20 protein-coding genes and 1 pseudogene are annotated in these 21,713 nt (G+C 27.9%); 3 read left to right on the top strand and 18 right to left on the bottom strand.

What is annotated here, in order from left to right; genetic code table 11:
• Positions 1-46: 46 nt before the first annotated feature.
• A complete protein-coding gene (gene lgt / locus CAQ16704_RS01685; RefSeq protein WP_039666615.1) occupies positions 47-862 on the bottom strand; it encodes a prolipoprotein diacylglyceryl transferase in 816 nt (271 codons plus the stop codon).
• A gap of 73 nt (positions 863-935) precedes the next feature.
• Between lgt and CAQ16704_RS01680 the strand changes: the two genes are divergently transcribed.
• Entirely contained in the window at positions 936-1,742 is an 807-nt protein-coding gene (locus tag CAQ16704_RS01680; RefSeq protein WP_039666614.1) for a hypothetical protein, read from the top strand.
• On the opposite strand, the gene CAQ16704_RS01675 is transcribed toward CAQ16704_RS01680, so the two are convergent.
• From CAQ16704_RS01675 to CAQ16704_RS01650, 6 genes are read right to left on the bottom strand one after another with little or no spacing between them, the layout of a single operon-like run.
• Positions 1,729-2,271 (bottom strand): hypothetical protein, encoded by a 543-nt coding sequence (locus CAQ16704_RS01675; protein ID WP_039666613.1) that lies wholly within the window; start codon positions 2,269-2,271, stop codon positions 1,729-1,731. The genes CAQ16704_RS01680 and CAQ16704_RS01675 overlap by 14 nt on opposite strands.
• Positions 2,258-2,809: a hypothetical protein gene (locus CAQ16704_RS01670; protein ID WP_039666612.1), complete on the bottom strand. Its 552-nt coding sequence runs from the start codon at positions 2,807-2,809 to the stop codon at positions 2,258-2,260. The genes CAQ16704_RS01675 and CAQ16704_RS01670 overlap by 14 nt, the downstream gene beginning before the upstream one ends.
• Positions 2,806-3,777, bottom strand: coding sequence for a hypothetical protein (locus CAQ16704_RS01665; protein WP_039666611.1), 972 nt, complete (start codon positions 3,775-3,777; stop codon positions 2,806-2,808). The genes CAQ16704_RS01670 and CAQ16704_RS01665 overlap by 4 nt, the downstream gene beginning before the upstream one ends.
• Positions 3,778-3,782: 5 nt before the next feature.
• Positions 3,783-4,406, bottom strand: a complete 624-nt coding sequence (locus CAQ16704_RS01660; protein WP_039666610.1) for a lysophospholipid acyltransferase family protein — start codon at positions 4,404-4,406, stop codon at positions 3,783-3,785.
• Positions 4,390-5,688 carry a tRNA (N6-isopentenyl adenosine(37)-C2)-methylthiotransferase MiaB gene (gene miaB / locus CAQ16704_RS01655; RefSeq protein WP_039666609.1) on the bottom strand — a complete coding sequence of 433 codons (1,299 nt, stop codon included), beginning with the start codon at positions 5,686-5,688 and terminating at the stop codon, positions 4,390-4,392. The genes CAQ16704_RS01660 and miaB overlap by 17 nt, the downstream gene beginning before the upstream one ends.
• Entirely contained in the window at positions 5,685-5,927 is a 243-nt protein-coding gene (locus tag CAQ16704_RS01650) for an HP0268 family nuclease (RefSeq protein ID WP_039666608.1), read from the bottom strand. The genes miaB and CAQ16704_RS01650 overlap by 4 nt, the downstream gene beginning before the upstream one ends.
• Before the next feature lie 121 nt (positions 5,928-6,048).
• Between CAQ16704_RS01650 and nusA the strand changes: the two genes are divergently transcribed.
• Positions 6,049-7,140 (top strand): transcription termination factor NusA, encoded by a 1,092-nt coding sequence (gene nusA / locus CAQ16704_RS01645; protein ID WP_039666607.1) that lies wholly within the window; start codon positions 6,049-6,051, stop codon positions 7,138-7,140.
• Between the two features lies 1 nt (position 7,141).
• On the opposite strand, the gene CAQ16704_RS01640 is transcribed toward nusA, so the two are convergent.
• Genes CAQ16704_RS01640 through CAQ16704_RS01630 form a run of 3 tightly spaced genes read right to left on the bottom strand, consistent with a single transcriptional unit; the run spans position 7,142 to position 10,011 of the window.
• On the bottom strand, positions 7,142-7,495 hold the full coding sequence (locus tag CAQ16704_RS01640) for a membrane protein (protein ID WP_039666606.1): 354 nt from the start codon (positions 7,493-7,495) through the stop codon (positions 7,142-7,144).
• Positions 7,496-7,497: 2 nt separating this feature from the next.
• Positions 7,498-8,865: a cytochrome P450 gene (locus CAQ16704_RS01635; protein WP_039666605.1), complete on the bottom strand. Its 1,368-nt coding sequence runs from the start codon at positions 8,863-8,865 to the stop codon at positions 7,498-7,500.
• Between the two features lie 9 nt (positions 8,866-8,874).
• Positions 8,875-10,011, bottom strand: a complete 1,137-nt coding sequence (locus CAQ16704_RS01630; protein WP_039666604.1) for a hypothetical protein — start codon at positions 10,009-10,011, stop codon at positions 8,875-8,877.
• A 160-nt stretch (positions 10,012-10,171) separates the two neighbouring features.
• On the opposite strand from CAQ16704_RS01630, the gene CAQ16704_RS08335 reads away from it, so the two are divergent.
• On the top strand, positions 10,172-11,698 hold the full coding sequence (locus CAQ16704_RS08335) for an SGNH/GDSL hydrolase family protein (protein ID WP_052244961.1): 1,527 nt from the start codon (positions 10,172-10,174) through the stop codon (positions 11,696-11,698).
• Here the strand turns inward: CAQ16704_RS08335 and kpsS are convergent.
• The 8 genes and pseudogenes from kpsS to CAQ16704_RS08580 all read right to left on the bottom strand — a co-directional run.
• Positions 11,695-12,873, bottom strand: coding sequence for a capsule polysaccharide modification protein KpsS (gene kpsS, locus CAQ16704_RS01620; protein WP_039666603.1), 1,179 nt, complete (start codon positions 12,871-12,873; stop codon positions 11,695-11,697). The genes CAQ16704_RS08335 and kpsS overlap by 4 nt on opposite strands.
• Positions 12,870-14,897, bottom strand: a complete 2,028-nt coding sequence (locus CAQ16704_RS01615; protein ID WP_039666602.1) for a capsular polysaccharide export protein — start codon at positions 14,895-14,897, stop codon at positions 12,870-12,872. Before CAQ16704_RS01615 ends, kpsS begins: the two co-directional genes overlap by 4 nt.
• Before the next feature lie 79 nt (positions 14,898-14,976).
• Positions 14,977-16,509: a hypothetical protein gene (locus tag CAQ16704_RS08330; RefSeq protein ID WP_039666601.1), complete on the bottom strand. Its 1,533-nt coding sequence runs from the start codon at positions 16,507-16,509 to the stop codon at positions 14,977-14,979.
• Positions 16,510-17,091: an adenylyl-sulfate kinase gene (cysC, locus tag CAQ16704_RS01605; RefSeq protein WP_039666600.1), complete on the bottom strand. Its 582-nt coding sequence runs from the start codon at positions 17,089-17,091 to the stop codon at positions 16,510-16,512.
• 8 nt (positions 17,092-17,099) lie between these two features.
• On the bottom strand, positions 17,100-18,815 hold the full coding sequence (locus CAQ16704_RS01600; RefSeq protein ID WP_039666599.1) for an SLC13 family permease: 1,716 nt from the start codon (positions 18,813-18,815) through the stop codon (positions 17,100-17,102).
• Positions 18,812-20,236, bottom strand: coding sequence for a sulfate adenylyltransferase subunit CysN (gene cysN / locus CAQ16704_RS01595; protein WP_039666598.1), 1,425 nt, complete (start codon positions 20,234-20,236; stop codon positions 18,812-18,814). Before cysN ends, CAQ16704_RS01600 begins: the two co-directional genes overlap by 4 nt.
• A complete protein-coding gene (cysD, locus tag CAQ16704_RS01590; RefSeq protein ID WP_039666597.1) occupies positions 20,236-21,135 on the bottom strand; it encodes a sulfate adenylyltransferase subunit CysD in 900 nt (299 codons plus the stop codon). The genes cysN and cysD overlap by 1 nt, the downstream gene beginning before the upstream one ends.
• Positions 21,128-21,485, bottom strand: a pseudogene (locus CAQ16704_RS08580) (glycosyltransferase); the annotation flags it as partial. The pseudogene CAQ16704_RS08580 and the gene cysD, both read right to left, overlap by 8 nt.
• Positions 21,486-21,713: the final 228 nt, after the last annotated feature.

Genomic DNA, 21,713 nt, shown 5'->3' with positions numbered 1-21,713 from the left:
ATATCGGAGCAATTGTATAACTTTTATTCTTAAAAAAAATAAAAATTTATAAATTCTTTTTAATATTTCTTAAATAAAAAGATAAAAATAGTCCTAATAAAAACATCAATATACTTAGTATTTGACCCATACTCATACCAAAAGCAACAAAGCCTATATCAAAATCAGGCTCTCTAAAAAATTCACATACAAAACGAGCTATAGCATATAAAATCGTATAATAAGCAATCAATTCTCCATTATACTTTTTATATTTTTTTATCAATAATAAAATAGTAAAAACCACAAAGCCTTCCAAAAATGCCTCATAAAGCTGTGAAGGATGACGCAACATTCCATCTACGTAAATACTCCAAGACACATCAGTAACTCTGCCAAATAATTCTTGATTTAAAAAATTTCCTATACGCCCAAAAATATAGCCACATGGCACACTAATAGCTACTAAATCTAAATATTTCCATAAATTTTGTTTATTTTTTTTACAAAAAGCATAAGTAGCTATTAAAAATCCCACAACAGCTCCATGATAACTCATACCTCTAATCCCTACAAATTCTCCATTATAAAAAGGATTAAAAACCTGCCAAGGATGAGTAAGATACCACAAAGTATGTGCATCATAGATTAAAATATAACCTATTCTTGCACCCAAAATCACCCCAATTTCTACCCATATAAAATAACTATCAAGCATGGTTTTAGAAATTCCCATATTATCTTTAATAGCATAGTATTTTGCAACCATTAAAGCAACAAGCAAAGCTAATACATACATAATACCATACCAATGCACTTTTAAACCAAAAATTTCAAAAGCCACTACATCAAAATTTGTATAAATATTCTGCCAAAAATCCATAAAAATACCCTTGATATAAAACTCATAATATAACAAAAAATTGTTATAATTATGAAAATACAAGGAGAAGAATATGAAAAAAATACTATTTTTTTTAAGTATGGTTTTATTTTTTAGTGCATGTACTAGCAATCAAAAAACTTATTATATATCTATGCCAAATTTTAAAAATACATTTGAAAAACATAATAATATAAATAAAAACGGCCCAAAAGTTAAAATTTCTGATGTTGAGATAATAAAAAATACTTTTTATAGTTCATATTTTGAACAATCTACTCTAAATCAAAGAATCAATAAAAGCTTAGAATTACTCAAAAAACAACTTTTAGAAGATAGTAAAGCATTACTTCAAAGCAAAGGCTATATTATAGATGATCAAAATCCTGATTATACTTTTAGTACCATTATTAGTGCAAATTTATACGAAGATAAAGTTTTAAGAAATTCAACTCTAGGTGGTAACAATATTGAATCTTCTTTTATGATTATTTTAGAAGCTCAAAACAATTTTATCAATTTAAAACAAGACCAAACATTTAATACTACAACAAGCTCTACAAAATTAAATGAGCCAATAAATTTGAATTATCCTACCAAAGGTGATGTTACAATAGAAAGTTTTAGACAAGTTTATAGTGCCGTTCCAACGCAAATGAATGAAAGTATTGCAGCTAGTGCTTTAGAAATTGATAAAGTATTTATTGCTTTCTATAAAGAAATTACATCAAATTTAAAAGCAAATATACAAGAATTTAAAGATGAAAACAAAACAAATGATGATAAATTAGAATATCAAGAAGAAGAACTTATCAATAAGACAAATATACAAGAAAACACAAATCCTTATAAAAACAATGAAGTTATTATTTTTGAATAACAGAAGAAGCAAAAAATACTTTAATTTTGAATTTAACATTTATGTATTGCTCTTCTGATTTAAATTCTACCGGTGTAGAAACTTCTATTAAGTTTTTATATTTTTGTAGATCATTTAAAAATGAGTAAAAAGCTTGTGGATTTTTCATTTTAGCATTTATACTGAATTGATATTTTAAATATTCTTGTTCTTTTTTTATAGGGATTAAAGTCATTTTTACATCATCAAAATAATTTTTCATAAAATCAGTAAATTCTTTTTGAGAAAAATCAGCATTAAGCTGAGATAATTTTTGTGCATTGGTATTTTGAAATTTTGTAATAACATTTTCTATAGCTTGCAATTCATTTAATGCTTTAGTGTTTTGAATTTGTTGCTTTACTAATCTTGAATATTCCATTTTATAATCTTTTAAAAAAGGAACAATTAAAAATAAAATTAATATTGCACATATTACAACAAAAGAAAAAGAGTAAATTAATATCTTTAGTATATCTGCTTCTTCTAAGCTTTTATCATTTTTGTTCATACATTTCCTCTGGAATAATAATATTTACACTAACAAAGCGATACCAACCATTTTCTAACTGATAATAACTTGTTTGAGAATTTGAAAAAATACTTCTTAATGGAGCTTCTAATAGTAAAGCAAACATTTCTTTGGTAGGAGTTATACCTCTTATAGTTAATGAACTATCTTCTATCAGTACTTCATCTAAAGAAATACTTTTAGGGACTAAAGTAAAAAGATTTTGGATACTTTTTAACAAAACTCTATTTTTACCATTTTCTCTTTCTTGTTCAAAATTACCTAAAACAATTTCTGCTTTATTGTTTTGTCTAACTAATTCTTGATATTTGAGTTTGTTAGTATTAATTTGAGCTATAATTTGATTTAACTCTTCTTTTTTGCTATTTAGTTGTGCTAAAGTATAGTAATTTTTAAATATAATTACTATAAATGCTGTAAAAATTAAGCAAATGCTAATACTAGTAAAATAAATCCAAATTCGTGTAAAAAGATTAAAAACAGGTTTTATCTTAGGTTTAATTAGACTATATTTCATAATTTTAAGTCCCTTACCATAAGTTCATTCATCAAATTTAAAGTATCAACAAGCTCTACCTTTGGCTTAATAAAAAGCTCATTTTCTAAATAATCCAAAGAGGTATGACTAAAATTCTCCTCATCAAATATAAGTATTTCTTCTAGAAAACTATTTTCATATAAAGGATTATCATAAAACTCTTTCACGCTTGAAATAATATATTCTATCATCTTCATATCAGAACTAAAAGTTTCTAAAGATTCTGCTGGAATTTCTTCTTGCTCTTCTTCTAACTCATTCAATTTATCAAGATCTTGACCCATTTCTTCTAGACTTTTTAAATCATAATTTTGTTCATTATCGTCTTCATCATCTTCATCGTTTATATCTAATGCAGAATATTCTTCTTTAATTTCATCTAAAAAATTTTCATCATCTTCATAATTTTGACTTGTTATATTAAAATAGCTACCAAATAAAATTGAATCATTTTTACAAATCAACATAGCTACAAAATCATGGTATCTGTATACATAAAGCCCTACTTTTTTTTCAAATCCCTTATTTTTTATACAATAATAAAGCAAAGAAAAAGGAGAATAAACTAAATCTAATCCTCCAAAACTCTCATAATCTTCTTGGTAAGAATGCAAAGAAGTATTAGAAGCATATAATAAGCTATTATTAAATGCAATACATTTAACATTATTTTCATCTACGCCAAATTTTGATAAGTCTTTAAAATTAGAACTTGGAATCACGCCTTGAGTAATGGGGGTGAAAAAAGCACTTATATAATAAATTTGAAAATCTTTAGCTAGATTTTTTACATATTCTATAGCTTTTTCTTTATCCTCAAAACTCTTTTCAAAAGTGTCGATTGCTTGAGATTTCTTCCAGGTATGGCATCTTATAATATATTGTTTTTCATCATAACAAATACAAACTAAAAGCTGTAATATATACTTTCTAAAAAAAGATAACATGATATTTATCCTCTATCCATTTGACTTATCATATCAAATTTTTCTTTTATCAATACTTTAGCTTCTTTTAAATTCAAATTTTGTATCTGAATTTCTTCGCTAAGTCTATAGGTTATTTTAGAAAATGGTTTAGGTAAGACCATTTTATCCCAACTTTTAAATTCCCAAAAAGAACTTGCTTCATAATTTAACAAAAAAAGTGGAACATTTTTTTTTAAAGCTATCATAACAGAACCATCTGAAATACTATGATATGGTCCTCTAGGACCATCTGGAGTAATGATAACATCATCACCTTGATCAATAACTTTAAATGATTGTTTTAATAAGGATAAAGCACCTTTGCTAGTACTACCTCTTAAAGTATTCAAACCAAATAAAGCAATATTTCTAGCGATGATTTCACCATCTTTATGATGAGAAATCATTACATAAGCTTTTTTATCTTTAACCCCCATTTTATGATATGCAAAAGGCATTAAAGCAAGTCTTCCATGCCAAAAGAGTATCACACATGGATTTTTTGATAATTTTTGCCCCAAATAAACTTTTTTACATGTTAAAAAAATTAACCATTGTAATAAAAAAATTCCAAAAGCTAAAAGATTAATCTTAAAAGATTTCACCATTTAACACCATACGCCTAGGATTGGTGATTTTCACTTTTTTCATTTGTCCTAATAACTCTTCACTCCCCTTTACTTGAATCAAAAAATTATTATCACTTCTACCTGCTATAAAACCATCATTTCTTAATTCTTCAAATAAGACTTCAAATTCTTTATCTTTTTGCTTGGCAACAATTTCATCTAAAATTTCAGTATGTTTTTCTTGTAAAATACTCAATCGCTTTGAAGCTATATCATTAGGAATTTGGTTTGGCATAGTTGCGGCTTTAGTTAGTGGTCTTTTAGAATACTTAAAAGAAAACATCTGTTCAAATCTTACCTTTTCAAGTACATCTAAAGTATCTTCAAAATCTTTATCACTCTCACCTGGAAACGCTATGATAACATCAGTGGAAATGCTTACATCTTTACACATAGAACGAAGCTTTAAAGCCCTATCTAAATACCATTCTTTAGTATAACCTCTTTTCATAGCTTTTAAAATTTCGCTTGAACCACTTTGCAAAGGCATATGCATAGATTTACATATTTTAGGATTTTTAGAAAAAACTTCTAAAAATTTATCATCCATATGCAAAGGATGAGGACTTGTAAAACGAATTCGCTCTAAGCCCTCGATTTCACTTAATTTTTCCAAAAGATCTGAAAAATTTATTTTTTCATGAGTATTTGAAAATCTTTTACCATAGTTATTAACATTTTGCCCTAGCAAAAAAATTTCTTTAGCACCCTTTGAAACAGCTTTTAATACTTCATTTTTAATAATCTCAAAAGGTATTGAAATCTCATCTCCTCTAGTATGTGGTACTATACAATAAGTACAATGTTTATCACAACCTATAGAGATATTGATATAAGTTTTATAAAGGCTATTTCGAAAATCCGCAAAAGCATAACTACTTTCATCAAAATCTATATCATTTCCTAAAAATTTTGGAGTATTAACTGCTTGTGTAATTTTAGATACATTTCTAGCACCTAAAACAAAATCCACATTTGGAGCACGTTTAAAAATTTCATCTCCTAAATGCGAAGCTGTACAACCGCAAACTCCTATCTTGGCTCCATCTTTTTTGATTTTTTCATAGCTTCCAACTTCTGAAAAAAGCTTATGTACAGGTTTTTCACGCACTGAACAAGTATTAATTAAAATCAAATCTGCTTCTTTAGCATCTTGAGTTAATTCATAATTTTCTTTTTCTTTAAGTTCAGCTATCATATGCTCTGAATCTCTAACATTCATGGCACAACCTAAAGTTTGTATAAAAAGCTTTTTACTCAAAGAATATGCACCTCATACATAAAATCTGCATCATCTAAACCATATTTAATAGTTCTATAATAAACACATTTCCCTTTTTTTTCAAAATGCTCCACCAAAGCAATTAGTTGCTTATGAGCATTGTCTTTATCAAAATAAAAAAATTTCTGACCTTCTTTATCTACAGCCTTTTCAATATTCTCTAAACTTATACTTTTTGGCTTTTCATCAACAGAGGTTCTTGCTATTTTTAAATCCATATCATCATCCTCAAGTTTTTTTAATCTGAAATTATATCAAATTTTACTTTTAATTAAACTTATTAAAGATATAATTTTATTCTTCAAAAATAAAAATCCAAAATAAGGTTGTATTGTTATTATGGAAAAAATCACAGATATAATTGAGTCTATTGCTAATGAAAAAAATTTACAAATAGAAGATGTAAGAGAAAGAGTTAAAAAAGCACTTATTAATACTGCTAAGAAAATTTATGGAGATAAATATGAATTTTTTGTTGATTCAGGTAAAAATTTACAGCTTTATCAAAAAATTATTGTAGTAGCTGATAATGATGAGAGATTGCAAAATGAAAATGAGCATTTTATCGCTTTAAGTAAAGCAAGAGTTGAAGCTAAAGATGTTGAAATTGGTGATGAGTTAACTTATGAGTGTTCTTTAGAAAATTTAGGTCGTACTGCAGTAAATACTTTACACAAAGAATTAGAATACAATATTCAAAAACTCTTAGAAGAAAAAATCTATGAAAAATATCAAAAAATGGTAGGGCATATGGTATTTGGTAGCGTAGTAAGGGTAGATAGTGAAGAAAATACTTATGTAGAAATTGATGAATTTCGTGCCTATTTGCCAAGAAAAAATCGCATTAAAGGTGAAAAATTTAAAGTTGGTGATGTAATTAAAGCCGTTATTAGACACGTATATATTGACAAATCTGGTATAAGAATGGAACTTAGCAGAACTAGTCCTAAATTTTTAGAAGCTCTATTAAAAGCTGAAGTTCCTGAAATTAAGGATGGGCTTATTAATATTTATGCAAGTGCAAGAATTCCAGGTGAAAGAGCAAAAATTATATTACAAACCAATAGTTCTAGTATTGATGCAGTAGGTGCAACAGTTGGTATAAAAGGAGTTAGAATTAATGCTGTAAGTAAAGAGTTAAAAAACGAAAATATTGACTGTATTGAGTATTCTAATGAAATGGCAATTTTAATCACTAGAAGCTTAGCTCCAGCTATTATTAATTCAGTTAGTATTGAAGATAAAAAAGCCATAGTAACTATAAATAGTGAACAAAAAAGTAAAGCCATAGGAAAAAATGGAATTAATATACGCTTGGCTAGTATGTTACTCGGTTATGAAATACAATTAAACGAAATTACTTCTGAAGAAAAAACCACTAATAAAGAAGAAGCATTTAAAAACCTTAAAGCTTTATTTGGAGAAAACTAAACTAAAGCTGCTTGCCGACAGTTTGTTCGGTAAGTTTTTTCTTTAAAGCTAGATCCACAATTTCTTGTTCTCTTTTATTAGCTTTTTGACAATGATCTTTGTCAAAAAAATCTGTTATTTTTATAACTATTTTTGCCCATTTTTTATCACGCTCTCTCCAAGCATGAGAAGATAAAGACTCCCAAGCATATCCATTAAACAAAGTAGCATTAACAAAATGATCAAGTGCTCTTACACCTTGCCTAACTCTAGCAGGATTACCAAAAGTACCCACTATAACAATAAAAAGATAACTAATTACTGCTAAAGGAACAATAGCACAAAGTAATATTGTTCCTGCTAATTTTTCTTTCATTTTTACCTTTTGATAAATCTTATATTCATACCATTTGCCGATCTTATAGTAAGTCTTCCTACAATATCAGGCACGAAATTTTCTTCTAATTCTAACTTATAAGTCCTTAAAATATTAGCTAAAATTAAAATTGCTTCTTGCATAGCAAAACCTTGTCCTATACACACACGCTCACCCATACCAAAAGGCATATAAGTGTCTTTTTTTATTTTACTTTTATCATCATGGCGACTTGGATCAAACTCATGTGGATTTTCCCAAAAATTATCATGTCTGTGTATAAGCCATGGAGCTACTACTACACCTGAACCTTTTTTGATGAGTTTATCTCTCATTTTGCTTTCATTTCTTGCTTCTCTAGCAAAAAATCCTACTGGAGGATAAAGTCTCAAACTTTCTTTAAAAATATTTGTAAGATATTTCATAGCTTTGATATGTTCTATTTTAAACTCTTCTTTACCTGCAATTTGCATAATTTCTTCGTAAGCTTTTTGTTGTTCGTTTGGTGACATACTCAAAATATACAATGTCCATGTAAGAGAGCTTGCGGTAGTTTCATGTCCTGCTAAAAAAAGCATAGCAACTTGATCTAAAATTTCATTAAAAGAAAATCTTTCATTAGTGTCTGCATCGACTACCATGAGTAATGATGATAAAATATCTTCGTATTTTCCTTGATCATTTAAAGCATTATCATATCTTGGTTTTATAATATCTGATAAAACTTTTCGTATAGTTGTTCCTGCTTTTAATCTTTTTTTCTCTCCTAAAAGATTTGAAAGCCAAGTTGGAAAACGAAACATTCTTCGCATAGCTGTTTTAACCGTTTGTTCTTGCACGGTTACAAAAGCATCTAAAACAATTTTTCCTTTTTGCTCATCTAGTTTTGAAGACATGATAGTTCTAAAAATCACATCAGCAGTTACAAAAGTCATTGCTTCATCTACTTCGATAGTAGCACCATCTTCGTATTTGTTAAATCTAGCCATCATATCAGAAGCAGCATCACTCATCAAATCAAAAACTTTAGAAATTCTAGTCATTTCAAAAGATGGTCTTAAAAGCTCTCTTTGCTTTTCCCATACTCTATCATTTGTCGTAAAAATACTTATACCCAAAAGTGGTTCAAGAAGCTCATGCAAAAGTTGGCTTTTTGGGTACTCTCTAACTTCATCTACCATAATACGCCTAACTTCTTTTGGATCATTTACCACATAAAGATCAAAACCGGGCATTTTAACTCTACCCATCATCATCTTATAGCTTCGCTCATAAAGCCCATCAAGCCACGATCTTCTTTTTAATAAAAAAGTGGTTAGTGTAGAAGCCTTGTTTTTATAAGGTTTGGGATGAAAAGGACATTGACCCATAGTTTTCTCCTATTTTATTTTTTCTTCTAATTTATTTTTACCTACAATAAATTCAAAAAAATTATATGTTCCTTGAATTTGTGTAGCAAATAAATACAAAAAATGTGCTTTGTATTTATCTTTTTTAATTTTTTTATAATCTTTGCTTTTATATAAAGTATGAAATTTAGCTGAAAGGTATCTTGGGCTAAAATCAGCTTTTATTCCACTTGTGTGCATAAAATCAACTTGTGCAAAACAAGCACCATCAATAATAGAAGTAAAATCATACCATATTAAATTTTTACTTCCTAAATATTCTAAGTCTTTTCTAAAATCAAGTGATCTTTTTTGATAACTTACCAAAGGTATACATTCACCCAAGGTTAAAACCTTTAAATTTTCAAAAGGGATATTTTCTTTTTCACATTTTCTAAGCACTTTTGCTAAGACATCTATACAAAGAACTGTTCCTACACTATGAGCGCTTAAGATGAGCTCATAATTTTTATCATTCATATTTTCTTTTAATTTTTCAAAAATAACCTTAGCAAAATTATTCATTCTTAATTCAAGCTTACCTTGGGCATTTTTTTCCCAATTAGCACAAAAAGAGCAAATTCTAGCTATCCAAAAAACAGATAGTTTTTTTCCTAGTTTATAAAGTATTCTTGGTAAAAATACCAATGAAAAAATACAAGCTAAAATTCCTAAAATAACATGAAAATTTTGCAAATAAATAAAAATGCTAAAAGCACAAACTAAAGTAAAAATCAAACTCAAAAACACATAAAAAAATGGATAATACCCTGTAATAAGCTGATAAGGCGACTCTTTGCCAAATTTTAAAAAAAGTCCTGTAATAGTGTAAATTCTAAAAAAACTATAACAATCACTCAAAGCATCTTTAATACCTTCTGACCAGTTTTTTTTTACTATATCATTCCAATTTAAAAAAGTATAAGTAATGTTTGTATATGAAGTTTGAATTTGCCAAAATGGGTAAGTATTTTCTTTAACTTGACTTTTTGATAAAGTATAATCATAAGATAAAAGCTCATTTTGCAAAAAAAGATTTTTTTTAAATATAGTATAATAATGCCTATATCCTCTAGGGTCATAACCAGCTATATAAAAAACATCTCTTTTTTTGCATATTTTATCCATCAAATCCCACATAAATCTAAAATGAATTTTAAAAATATAGCTAAAGTTATTATCTTTGTCAAATGCTTATTTAAAGGTAAAATGGGGTGTTTTTACTCTTAAATTATTCATTAAAAAATATTTTATAAAATAAATAAAAGTATCAACAAAGAAGAAATTAATGAATATAGTTTTATTAGGTGGAAGTAATAGTGTAGTCAAAAATGGACTTCGAATAGGCCTTGAAGATAAAGATATTACATTATGTAATTATGCTTTAGGACTTAGTACTTCCTTGCAAAATCTTTATGAGTTAATACGCCATAGAGAAAATATATACAAAAGTGATTATATCATTAGTGAATCAAATATTAATGATTATCTAAGTCCTATGAACTTAAAAGTTATACTTAGAAATATTGATTATTTTTATGAAGAACTTTATAAAGCAAATAAAACCACCATAGTACTCATACTTCCTATACCAGCTTGTAATGATAAATCAAAAGCCATCAATGAAACACATCGAAAAAATTGTGCTTATTATGGATTTAACTTAATTGATGTGGATCTTTACTATCAAAAAAACAACCTATATGATTTTGATCAAAATTATAAATTCCATCCTATGCCATTAGCTATGCAAGAACTTGGAAAAAATATTATAAAAAATTTGCATACTTTTAAAAAATCCAAAGAAAATATCACTTGTTCTAATAAAGAATTTTATGTATTTACACCATCAAATTTGTCTAAGATAGAGCATAAAAACTCATTTTTTTGTGAAAAAGTGGTAAGGATTAAGGCTAATGAAAAAATCATTTTTCCAAAAGAACTAAATAACTATCAAATTTTAGGCATACATACTTGGAATCAAACCAATCTAACAACTCATACCATATCATCTATAAGTATTAAAAATTCATCCTTTGATCTTACTAAAAATTTTGGACTTATTAATACTTTTCAAGATATACAAAATGAAAAAGCATTTTGTGATGAACAAACTTTTTTATGTGTTAATACACAAATCACCAAGCAAAGTGAAGAAAGTTCAGGTTTAAGCTTGGCAAACGAAAATATCCCTAGACTTGATTATGTAGATTTGATAGGAATTTTACTTGTAAAAAAAGAAAGCAATGAAAAAAATGAATACAAAATTACCCCCTCCCACTACCATCATATCATGGATGCTAATGAAATTTTAATCCCACCTATAGCATTTTATAAAGAATTAATATTAGAATACCACGAACTAATCAAACTTGATACACAAACATTTTTACAGAGCCAAAACCATAATCTTTTGTGTTTTTTAAATCTAAAGGACTTAAAAAATGAATATGAAATATATATTAACCAAAATAGCAAACTTTATGGAGCAAGTTTAAGGATAAAAGAAAGATTAAGCTATAAACTCGGTGAAATTATTGTAAAAAATAGCAAAACATATATAGGGTGTCTAAAAATACCTTTTGAATTAAGAAAAGTTAAAAAAGAGTATTTTAAACACCAAAAAGAGCAAAAAAACCTACCACCGCTAAAAGCTTATGCAGACTATAAACACGCTCAAATAGCTAAAACACACTTGCCTTATCTTTTAGGCAATGCACTTTTGCAAGCTTCTAGAACTCCTTTTAAAATAGGCTATTTAAACTTGCCATTTAAACTTAGAAAGATTGCTAAAAATTATAAAAAGAAATTTTAATCTAAACCAGTACTTGTAAAAAAACTTCCATTGATTTGAGTTTTATATATCACATAATTTCTAAATTTAGTATGTAAAACTACATCAGGTTTATATGCTCTACATTCTTTCCAAAAAGTATGTAAACTTTTTTGATAAGTCAAACCTTCTATATCATAAAATGCTTTTCCCATAACTTTTAAAGGACTATTGTGATATAAAGCAGAAAGTCCTACTGTACTATTTATAACTATAGTACCTCTTGCATTGATTAAAAGTATAGGCAAATGCAAATCATGTACATATAAAATTCTACCCTCGACATTATATTTTAAACTCAAATCCTCTATAAGTTTAGTGTAATCTCTATAACCACGATCCATAGGATGATGTTTAAAAACCAAATAAGACTTTGCCTTAGCATGATTAGCAAAAGAAACAATCACTTCTTCTATAAATTTTTCTGTAGTTTTTTTATAATGATGAGACAGTTGAGTATCATTATGCACTTGCAAGATAGCCAAAAAATACTTTTGTTTTAAAGAAAGAATTTTTTCATTTAAACTTTTTTCTGTGATTTTATATTTATTTTTTCTATACACCGAGCAAAGCCAGGGTAAAAAGTCAAATAATTTTAAACTTCTATGGTGCAAAGAATTATTAAAATACCAAGAAAATAAAAAGGCAAAAAGCCAATATAAAAATGAAGTAAAAGCCATATTTCTAAAAGTATTTGAAAAAGTTTTAATTTTATAATCTTTGTCAAATTTTTTCTGACTTAAATAAAATTCTTTGCTTCTTGGCAAGCTAGAGTTTGCATTAACTCCATCTTTTTCAAAAGTAATAAAATTTGGTCTTATATAACCTTCTTCAAAAATCCACACTTCAATACCCATTTGCCTAGCTACATTAATGGCTATTTCATGCACCTTTCTACAATCATTATACATAATGATAATTTGAATTTGTTTTTCTTCAAAAAGCTTTTTATAAAAATCTTCAAGCTCAGCTAAGCTTTTAGTATAATTAATGCTTTTAAAAGGATAAAAGAAAAAATCTCCACCATTAAAATTTACTTTATAAACCTTAGCTTTTGGGATTTTTGTGGCAATTTTACGGAAAAAACTTCCCACAGGTCCTTGGAGTAATAAAACATTTTTACCAGAAAAATTTTTTAATTTCTTACTTAATTTCATCTAATCAAAATAAATTCTATCAATCTTCTTATTTTTCTTAATGCATAAATTCTTATATCTATAAACCAACGCAAATAAAACTTAGAAAAATAATCTTTTTGCATTTTTAACATTATATCTAATGCAAGCTCAACTTCACATAAATTTTTACTTTTTGGATGAATATACCTTGGATAAAGGATCAAAACTCCCGCAACAAGCTCTTCTAGACTAAGTACTCTTGTGCGTCTTGGAATTTTATGTAAATCCTGGGTTAAACCCCAGCCTGCATAAAAAGGCATACCATACACTACTACTTTTTTACCACGCAAAAGAGCGTCAAAACCGCTTGTAGAAGTTATAGTATGTACTTCATCACTCGCATTTATAGCACTATCTATGCTAACACTTTCGATAATTTCGTCGCAGTATTTTAAAATAATGCTTTTATCTTTTAAACCCTTGCGATTACCACTTAAAACATCAGGATGAGGTTTAAAAACTATAAAAGCATTTTCATTTGCCACTCTTACACTTTGCAAAAGTTTTAAAGTATCAAAACCTGCACCACCTAAAATCATAGAAGCATCATCTTCCACTTGAGCAGGGATTAAAATCACTTTTTTGTTTGTACTAAAATTTAGCTTTTCATGTTTTAATCCATTATATTTTGAAAATTTATTTTGTGTGATAGTGGCGATGAGATTTTTAGCTCTTTGTTTTAAATTTTTATCAAAGATGTGATTTTGCAAAATATCTTCTAAATCACTTGGTTTACTTGGATCTACATATAAACCTTTGCTATCTACTATTAAAGAAAAAGGGCGTGTAAGGTCTGAGCCTAAAAAAACAGAGCGTAAGAAGCCATCTTCTACTAAGAAAATTTCATTTCTAAAATCTTTAGTTAGTAAAGCTTTATCATACTTTTTACCCCAAATGAAAATTTTATCTTTAGGTTTTAGCTTAGCATTATAAAGCTCATCTAGTGAGTTTAAAAAAATGATTTTATTATTTTTGGCTTTAAAAAATGGTTTCATAAACCAATGCTTCCACAAAGTAAAACCTAGAAAATACAAAGTATTTGAATTAGCTTGTTCTATCTTTTTATACTTTGCCAAAGTAAAAATAGTATCGAAAATATCACTTTTTTGATCTAAATAAGGGTTAAAATACTCACTATATAAAATATAAGCTGCATAAAAAACTTCTTCTAAACTTCTTTTTTTAAATCTTCTTTTACACTCTAACTTATCTTGTGTTAAACCCCAGCCTGCATAAAAAGGCATACCATAACACACACATTCTCGTCCTAACATCAAAGCTTCAAAGCCCATGCCAGAAGTCTTAGTATAGACTTTTTTAAAATAACTTAGCAATTCTATGGGATTATAATTTTCTTTTATAACTACACATCTATTTGGCAAATCTTGCACATTAAAATCACTTTGTTTTTTACCGCTTAACACATCAGGATGAATTTTAATGTATATTTTAGCATTTGGATTTTCTTTAATAGCTTCTTTTATGATATCTTGGGTTGAAAAACTATCAGCTAAGCCAAATTTTAACGAAGCATCATTTGCTACTTGAGTGATGACTAATACGCGTTCTTCACTAGCACTAAAAAGCTCTTTTGGCACACAAAGGTTATTATTATACTTACTAAGTTTTTCTTTTTTTATAAGTTCTATAGCTTTTTTTGCTTGCTCTAGTTCTTCAGAGCTAAACTCATAAGTGTTTAAAATATCTTCAAGCTTAGATGGAGCTGTGGCATCATAATAAATTCCCACATCATCTTTAACTATAGAAAAACTCGGACTTTTTTCTACACCTAAATTTAATGAGCGTAAAAAACCATCTTCTAAAAGCAAAAATTCTGCATCATGCTTTTTAGCTAGCTCTACGGCTTTTAAACCTGACTTTTTTCTACCCCAACCCATAAAAACATCTTCTTTAATGACATTTTTATAGGAATGATATAAAGTTATTTGATAAAAATTTTTAATATTTTCTTTAAGTTTTTTAGATGTGGTGTAAAATTTCATAATCTCTCTTTAATAACATAAAGAAAGATTATATCAAAATTATTTTCTTTGTCTAAACTCTTTCTTCAACTTTCTAATTTCAAACAGCAATTTGATATACCCCCCCCCCATACCAATTTTTATTAGCTTGTATAAGAGCTTGACCTAGTTTATATGAAAGATGGTTTTTAACTTTTAAAGCTTCTTTATAATCAGGATAGTTTTCCAAAGGAGGTAATTTTAAAGAAGGATCTTTTTTTATTTTTTCTTGGTAGATTTTTTGTTCTTGCTTGTGTGAAATTATTATACTTAATAACGCTATAGGCATTATTAAGTAGCCTAAAAAAGATTTAGAATTTGCTATCATAGATTGGCCTAGTTTATATGAAAGTTGGTTTTGAATTCTTGTTTTAGTTGTACCATATTTAGTTTGGAAGGATAGTTTAGATTGAATTTGATCAAGTTGGGTTGATTTTTCTTTTATATTATTTTGTAATTGATTAATCTGATTTATATTAGAATTTATAATATCATCTTTTTCTTTTATAGTTGTTTGTAAAAAATTTATTTGAGTGGTTTGCTTGATAATAATTTTATCTTTATTTTGAATAATATTAGTTTTATCTATAATAATTTGATTTTTAGTTTTAACAATATCAGCTATAAATTCAGCTATTTTATCCCAATATTCTGGTTTCATTTCTTTGAGCTCATAGTTTTCTTTATAATTACTTAAATCTTTCTTAGGAAACAATCTCTCTTTATGAGGAAAGAATTCTTTTCTTACCCATTCATTTGATTCTTCAAAATAATCGATGTAAGACTCTATTATTTTTTTAGATGGTTTGTATTGTAATAAAATTTCTTTTGAATCAAAATATTTTTCAGAATAACTTCGAACAAATGAATTTATTTGACTATATTCAAAAGACAATTTATTAATTCTCTTAAACAACTCCATTCCTAATAAATCCATACTTTTATTTTGTTTTATAGGTACAGTAAAATCATTATTCCACTCTAAGCCTATAGCATGAACAAAATCTTTTAACAGATCTCCTTGATAAAATTCATTTTTATCAAATAATTTTACTATCATATTTTCTTTGCCAAAAACTTCAGAGTAGCATTTACATATAAATTTATAATCGAAAATATGTCTCTTAAAATAATTCCAAGGAAATACATCAAAAGGTGAAGTATAATTTTCTTTAACACTCTGCGATGTCATAGATAATGTAAAATCATAAATATTTCTTAAATATACTATTATATATACTTTATTGAACCCTAAATTATCAAATATTCCTTTTAAAATCTTAATTTTTTTTACATCATCAACCCACCAAGTTAACCCTTCTGTTGAAAATAAAAAAGATTTATTTGGATGATTTAATATTTCCAATGATAATTTTCTGAAAACATCGGAATATTCTATTATTTTATGAAATGAGTCTATATTTTGGTAAATTTCAGAACATAGATTAACAAGCTCCCAATGTTGATATAAAGATTCTATAGAAAGTGGGTAAATTATATTTTTTAATTCAAGCAATCTAGCATTTTGAGTTAAAAAATATTGTATAGTTGTAGTTCCTGTTTTTGGAGTTCCTATATGCACATAAGCAGTCATCTACACTCTCCCATCTAAAAATCTCAAAATCATATCTATATTCGCATTAAGATCTTCTTTTGTTATGTGTATATGTGGATTTTTAGGTTTTTCATAAGGACTATCTATACCTGTGAAATTTTTAATTTCTCCATTTCTTGCTTTTTTATAAAGTCCTTTTGGATCTCTTTTTTCGCAAATTTCTAAAGGTGTATCAACAAATATTTCTATATATTCATCACCATCTAAAAGATCTTTTATAAGCTTTCTATCTTTTTCAAAAGGCGATATAAAAGCACAAAGTACTATCATACCGGCATCCACAAAAAGCTTACATACTTCTCCTATGCGTCTTATGTTTTCTACCCTTGAAACCTCATCAAAGCCCAAATCTTTATTAAGTCCATGACGCACATTATCCCCATCTAAAAGATAAGTATGAAAACCTTGCTTAAAAAGTTTTTTTTCAACTGCATTTGCCAAAGTAGATTTGCCACCACCACTAAGCCCACTAAACCATAAAACACATGGTTTTTGATTTTTAAGTTTAGCTCTTTGAGTTTTTGTAATGCTATTTGCATGCCAAGTTAAATTTTTACTCATTTTTTTCCTTAAAAGCTAAAAAATACCGGAGTTATAGTTAAAACAATAGCTGAATAAGTCAAAGAAACCATCCATCCTATTTTTATAAAATCAGTAGTTTTATACCCACAAATTGAACCTACCATCAAGTGAGTTTGATAACCATGCGGCATTAAAAAAGCACAACTTGCTCCATAAGCAACTGCTAATATAAACAGAGTTGGATTAACTTCAAGCGCTAAAGCAGTGCTATAAGCGATAGGAAAAGCTAAAGCTGCGGCAGCGTTATTGGTGATGATTTCAGTTAAAAGCAAAGTTAGAAGATAAATCCCTACAAAACTACCATATAATCCATACACCCCAAAAGTTCCTATAATAAACTCAGCCAAATCTTTAGCTAAACCACTATCAACTAAAACTTTAGTAATAGCCAAAGAAGATCCTACTATGATAAAAATTTCCAAAGGAAAGCGTCTTTTTACTTCATCAAAACTTATGACTTTAAATATAAACAAGCAAGCTAGAAACACTAGTAACGCTTTAAGCAAAGACACTAATTCCAAAGCAGATAAAGCAATAATGGCTAAAAACGCAAAAATCACTATAAAACTTTGGATATTACTTAACTTTTGATTTTGTATGATATTTGAGATAATATAAAAGTTTTTATTGATATTATCTCTTGAGTGAAAATCCTTACCTATGCTTAAAATAAGCCTATCTCCAGCTCGCAATAAACTTTGACCAATTTTTGAAATATTTTTTGAGCCCCTTTTTAGAGCTACAATCCCAGCATCAAATTTAGCTCTAAAGTTTGCTTCCCTAACACTTTTTCCTATCAAGTTTGACTCAGAATTTATAACAACATCTATTAAATTTAATGTTTCTAATTTTAAATCTTGTGAGCCAATTTGCAAGCCATCGAATTTTTTCAAAGTCTCTAAATGTGTAACATCTCCACTAAAAATTAACTCATCACCTTCTTTAATAAGCTCATTATGACTAACAGGGGTGATAAGCTCATCTTTTCTTTGAATTTCAAGTAAAAACAAAAACTCTAAATTTCTTAAGCCATTTTCTTGTATAGTTTTCCCCGCTAATGAGCTATTTTTCAATACTTTAGCATTGATTAAATACTCATTGATGACATTTTCTCTTTCTTTATACTCAGGCAATAAAAAGCTAAAAATCAAAAGCACTATAAGCACGCCAATGCTTATACAAAAACCCACCGCAAAAAAATCAAAAATCTTTAAACTTTCTAAACCATTTTGCACTACAAAAGAATTGACTATCAAGTTAGTTGAAGTGCCTATCAAAGTCATCGTTCCACCAACTATGGAAAAATATGAAAGTGGGATGAGTAGTTTAGAAGGAACTTGAAATTTGTTATTTTTTATAATACTCATAAAACTTGCCACTACTGCAGTATTATTTAAAAAAGCTGAAATACCAACTGTAACAACTCCAAGCTTTAAAAGTGATAGATGATAATTTTTACCTATGATGAATTTAGAACACCAACTTATCACAACGCTTTTTTCTATAGCCAGGGAAATTAGTAAAAGCAAAATAAGCACTATCAAAGATTCACTTGTATAAGAACTAAGCCAAGTATTTAAATTTAAATACCCCAAAAGATAATAAAGCACAGCTACACTACCAAATAAAATAAAAGGTTTAATTTTATTGCTAATTAACAAAATAAGCAAAACTAAAATACTTAATGCAACAATAATTTTCATATTTTTTTACATCCCCACTCAGGATAGTTTTTTCTAATGTAAGCATTAAGTTCTATTTCTGCTTGAGTGTAAATTCTACTCTTTTCTTCGCTTGCTAAAATTTCTTCTACCATACCCGCTGCTAAGGTTTCATTAGAGTATTTATCTATGATGATAAAGCTTCCTAAAGTTTTATTGTCCTTATAAGCTTTAAGGGCTGTTTTTTTATTAAGCTTTAAGGCGCATTTAGCAATATCATTGAGTTTTAATTCATCGCTTTGAAATTCTTTGAAAGTATTAATGTCTTTTTTAAAATCAATTTTTTCAAATACTACATTAGTGGTTAAATTTGCTATTTTGATAAGATAGTTTTCATTTAAATTAAACCTAACCTCACTCATCCATATTACCATAGCTTTGAAAGAATTTGAAATTTCTATGCTATGATTTTTAGAAGCTATTACATCACCTCTTGAAATATCTATCTCATCTTCTAAAATTAAAGTTATAGCACTTGGAAAGCTAGCGTTTTTAGCACTTTGAACTTTTTCATTTTTATCAGGTATATTTAGGCTTTTAATGTTAGGTGTGATGATTTGTTTTACTTTACTCGTTTTTAAGGAAGGCAAAATCATAACTTCATCTTTAGTATTTATATTACCACTAGCAATATTTCCACAAAAACCTCTAAAATTTAAATGAGGACGATTAACATATTGCACACTCATGATAAACTCATCGCTTAAACTAGTAGCAATAGGCAAAGTATCTAAAAGCTTAGATAAGGTTTTTCCATTATACCAAGGCATATTAATACTTTTAAAAGCTATGTTGTCTCCATCTAATGCACATATAGGAACAAAATGGGTTTTAATATGCTCATGATTTTTTAAGTATGGCAAAATTGCTTGATAATTTTTGCAGATTGTATTAAAAATTTCTTGATTATAATCAATCAAATCCATTTTATTAACAGCAATAATAAATTGTTTTATACCAAGCAAACTCGCTATATAAGAATGCCTTTTAGTTTGAGTTAAAACTCCTTTTCTAGCATCTATAAGTATGATAGCTATATCAGCTGTGCTAGCACCCGTTGCCATGTTTCTAGTGTATTGTTCATGGCCTGGGGTATCTGCTATGATGAATTTTCTTTTTTCACTTGTGAAAAATCTATATGCTACATCTATGGTTATACCTTGCTCTCTCTCGCTTGCAAGGCCATCCACCAAAAGCGCAAAATCAAGCTTTTCTCCTGTATTACCAAGCTTTTTACTATCTTTTTCTAAAGATAAAATTTGATCTTCAAAAAGCATTTTTGCATCATAAAGCATTCTACCTATAAGGGTAGATTTGCCATCATCTACACTACCACAAGTGATAAATCTACAAAGCTCTTTATTTTCATGTTCTTTTAGGTATTTTTCTACATTTGTTTTCATTAAAAATACCCCTCTTTTTTCTTTTTTTCCATACTTGCTTCTTCATCAGTGTCTATAAGCCTACCTTGTCTTTCACTTGTTTTAGAAAGCAAAAGCTCTTCGATGATTTCTAAAACATTGCTAGCACTTGAATTTATAGCTCCTGTTAGCGGGTAGCAACCTAAGGTTCTAAAACGAACCGATTCTTCTTTGGCATTTTTGGCAAGTTCTTTTGGCATGCGCTCATCATCAACTAAAATTTTAGCCCCCATATATTCTACTACCGGTCGCTTTTTAGCAAAATAAAGACTTGGTAAGGGAATATTTTCTTTGTAAATATACTGCCATATATCAAGCTCAGTCCAATTACTCAGTGGAAAAACTCTTATGGATTCACCTTTTTTATGACGACCATTGTAGATATCCCATAATTCTGGGCGTTGATTTTTTGGATTCCATGAGTGGTTTTCATCACGGAAAGAATAAATTCTTTCCTTTGCACGCGATTTTTCTTCATCTCTTCTTGCACCACCAAATACTGCATCAAACTGATACAAATCAAGCATTTGTTTTAAACCTTGTGTTTTGGCAATATCTGTATGCATAGAAGAGCCATGTGTAAATGGAGAAAGATTTAATTTTTTGATTTTAGGGTTTTGATAGACTATAAGCTCCATGCCAAGCTCTTTGGCACGTTTGTCTCTAAATTCTATCATCTCTTTAAATTTCCATGTGGTATCTACATGCACTAAAGGAAGTGGAGGTAAGCTTGGGTAAAATGCTTTCTGTAAAAGATGAAGCATAACCGAGCTATCTTTACCTATACTATAAAGCATAGCTGGCTTTTCAAACTCAGCTATCACTTCACGGATAATATGAATAGAATCTGATTCTAAATATTCTAAATGAGAATTAAGCATTTTTTTCCTTAAATTCTTTCTTCAACTTCCTAATCTCAAACAGCAATTTGATATACCCCCCCCCTCATACCAAGTTTATTAGCTTGTATAAGAGCTTGACCTAGCTTATATGTTAAGCATTCTTTTTCTTTTAAGGCTTCTTTATAATCAGGATAGCTTTCTAATGGAAGTAATACTAAAGAAGAATCTTTTTTTATTTTTTCTTGGTAGATTTTTTGTTCTTGTTTGTGTTTATCATAAATATAAGATAAAACAAATGGCATTCTTATATAACCTAAGAAAGATTTTGAATTTGCTATCATAGCTTGACCTAGTTTATATGAGAGTTGGTTTTGGATACGAGATTTGGCTGTGTCGTATTTAGAATATATATTTTGATTTTTAGTTTTAACAATATCAGCTATAAATTCAGCTATTTTATCCCAATATTCTGGTTTCATTTCTTTGAGCTCATAGTTTTCTTTATAATTACTTAAATCTTTCTTAGGAAACAATCTCTCTTTATGAGGAAAGAATTCTTTTCTTACCCATTCATTTGATTCTTCAAAATAATCGATGTAAGATTGCATTATTTCTTT

The organism is Campylobacter sp. RM16704 (assembly GCF_000816245.1).
GTDB lineage: Bacteria > Campylobacterota > Campylobacteria > Campylobacterales > Campylobacteraceae > Campylobacter_D.
Note: the sequence above shows the minus strand (reverse complement) of the source record. Positions and strands in the feature narration are given on the sequence as shown.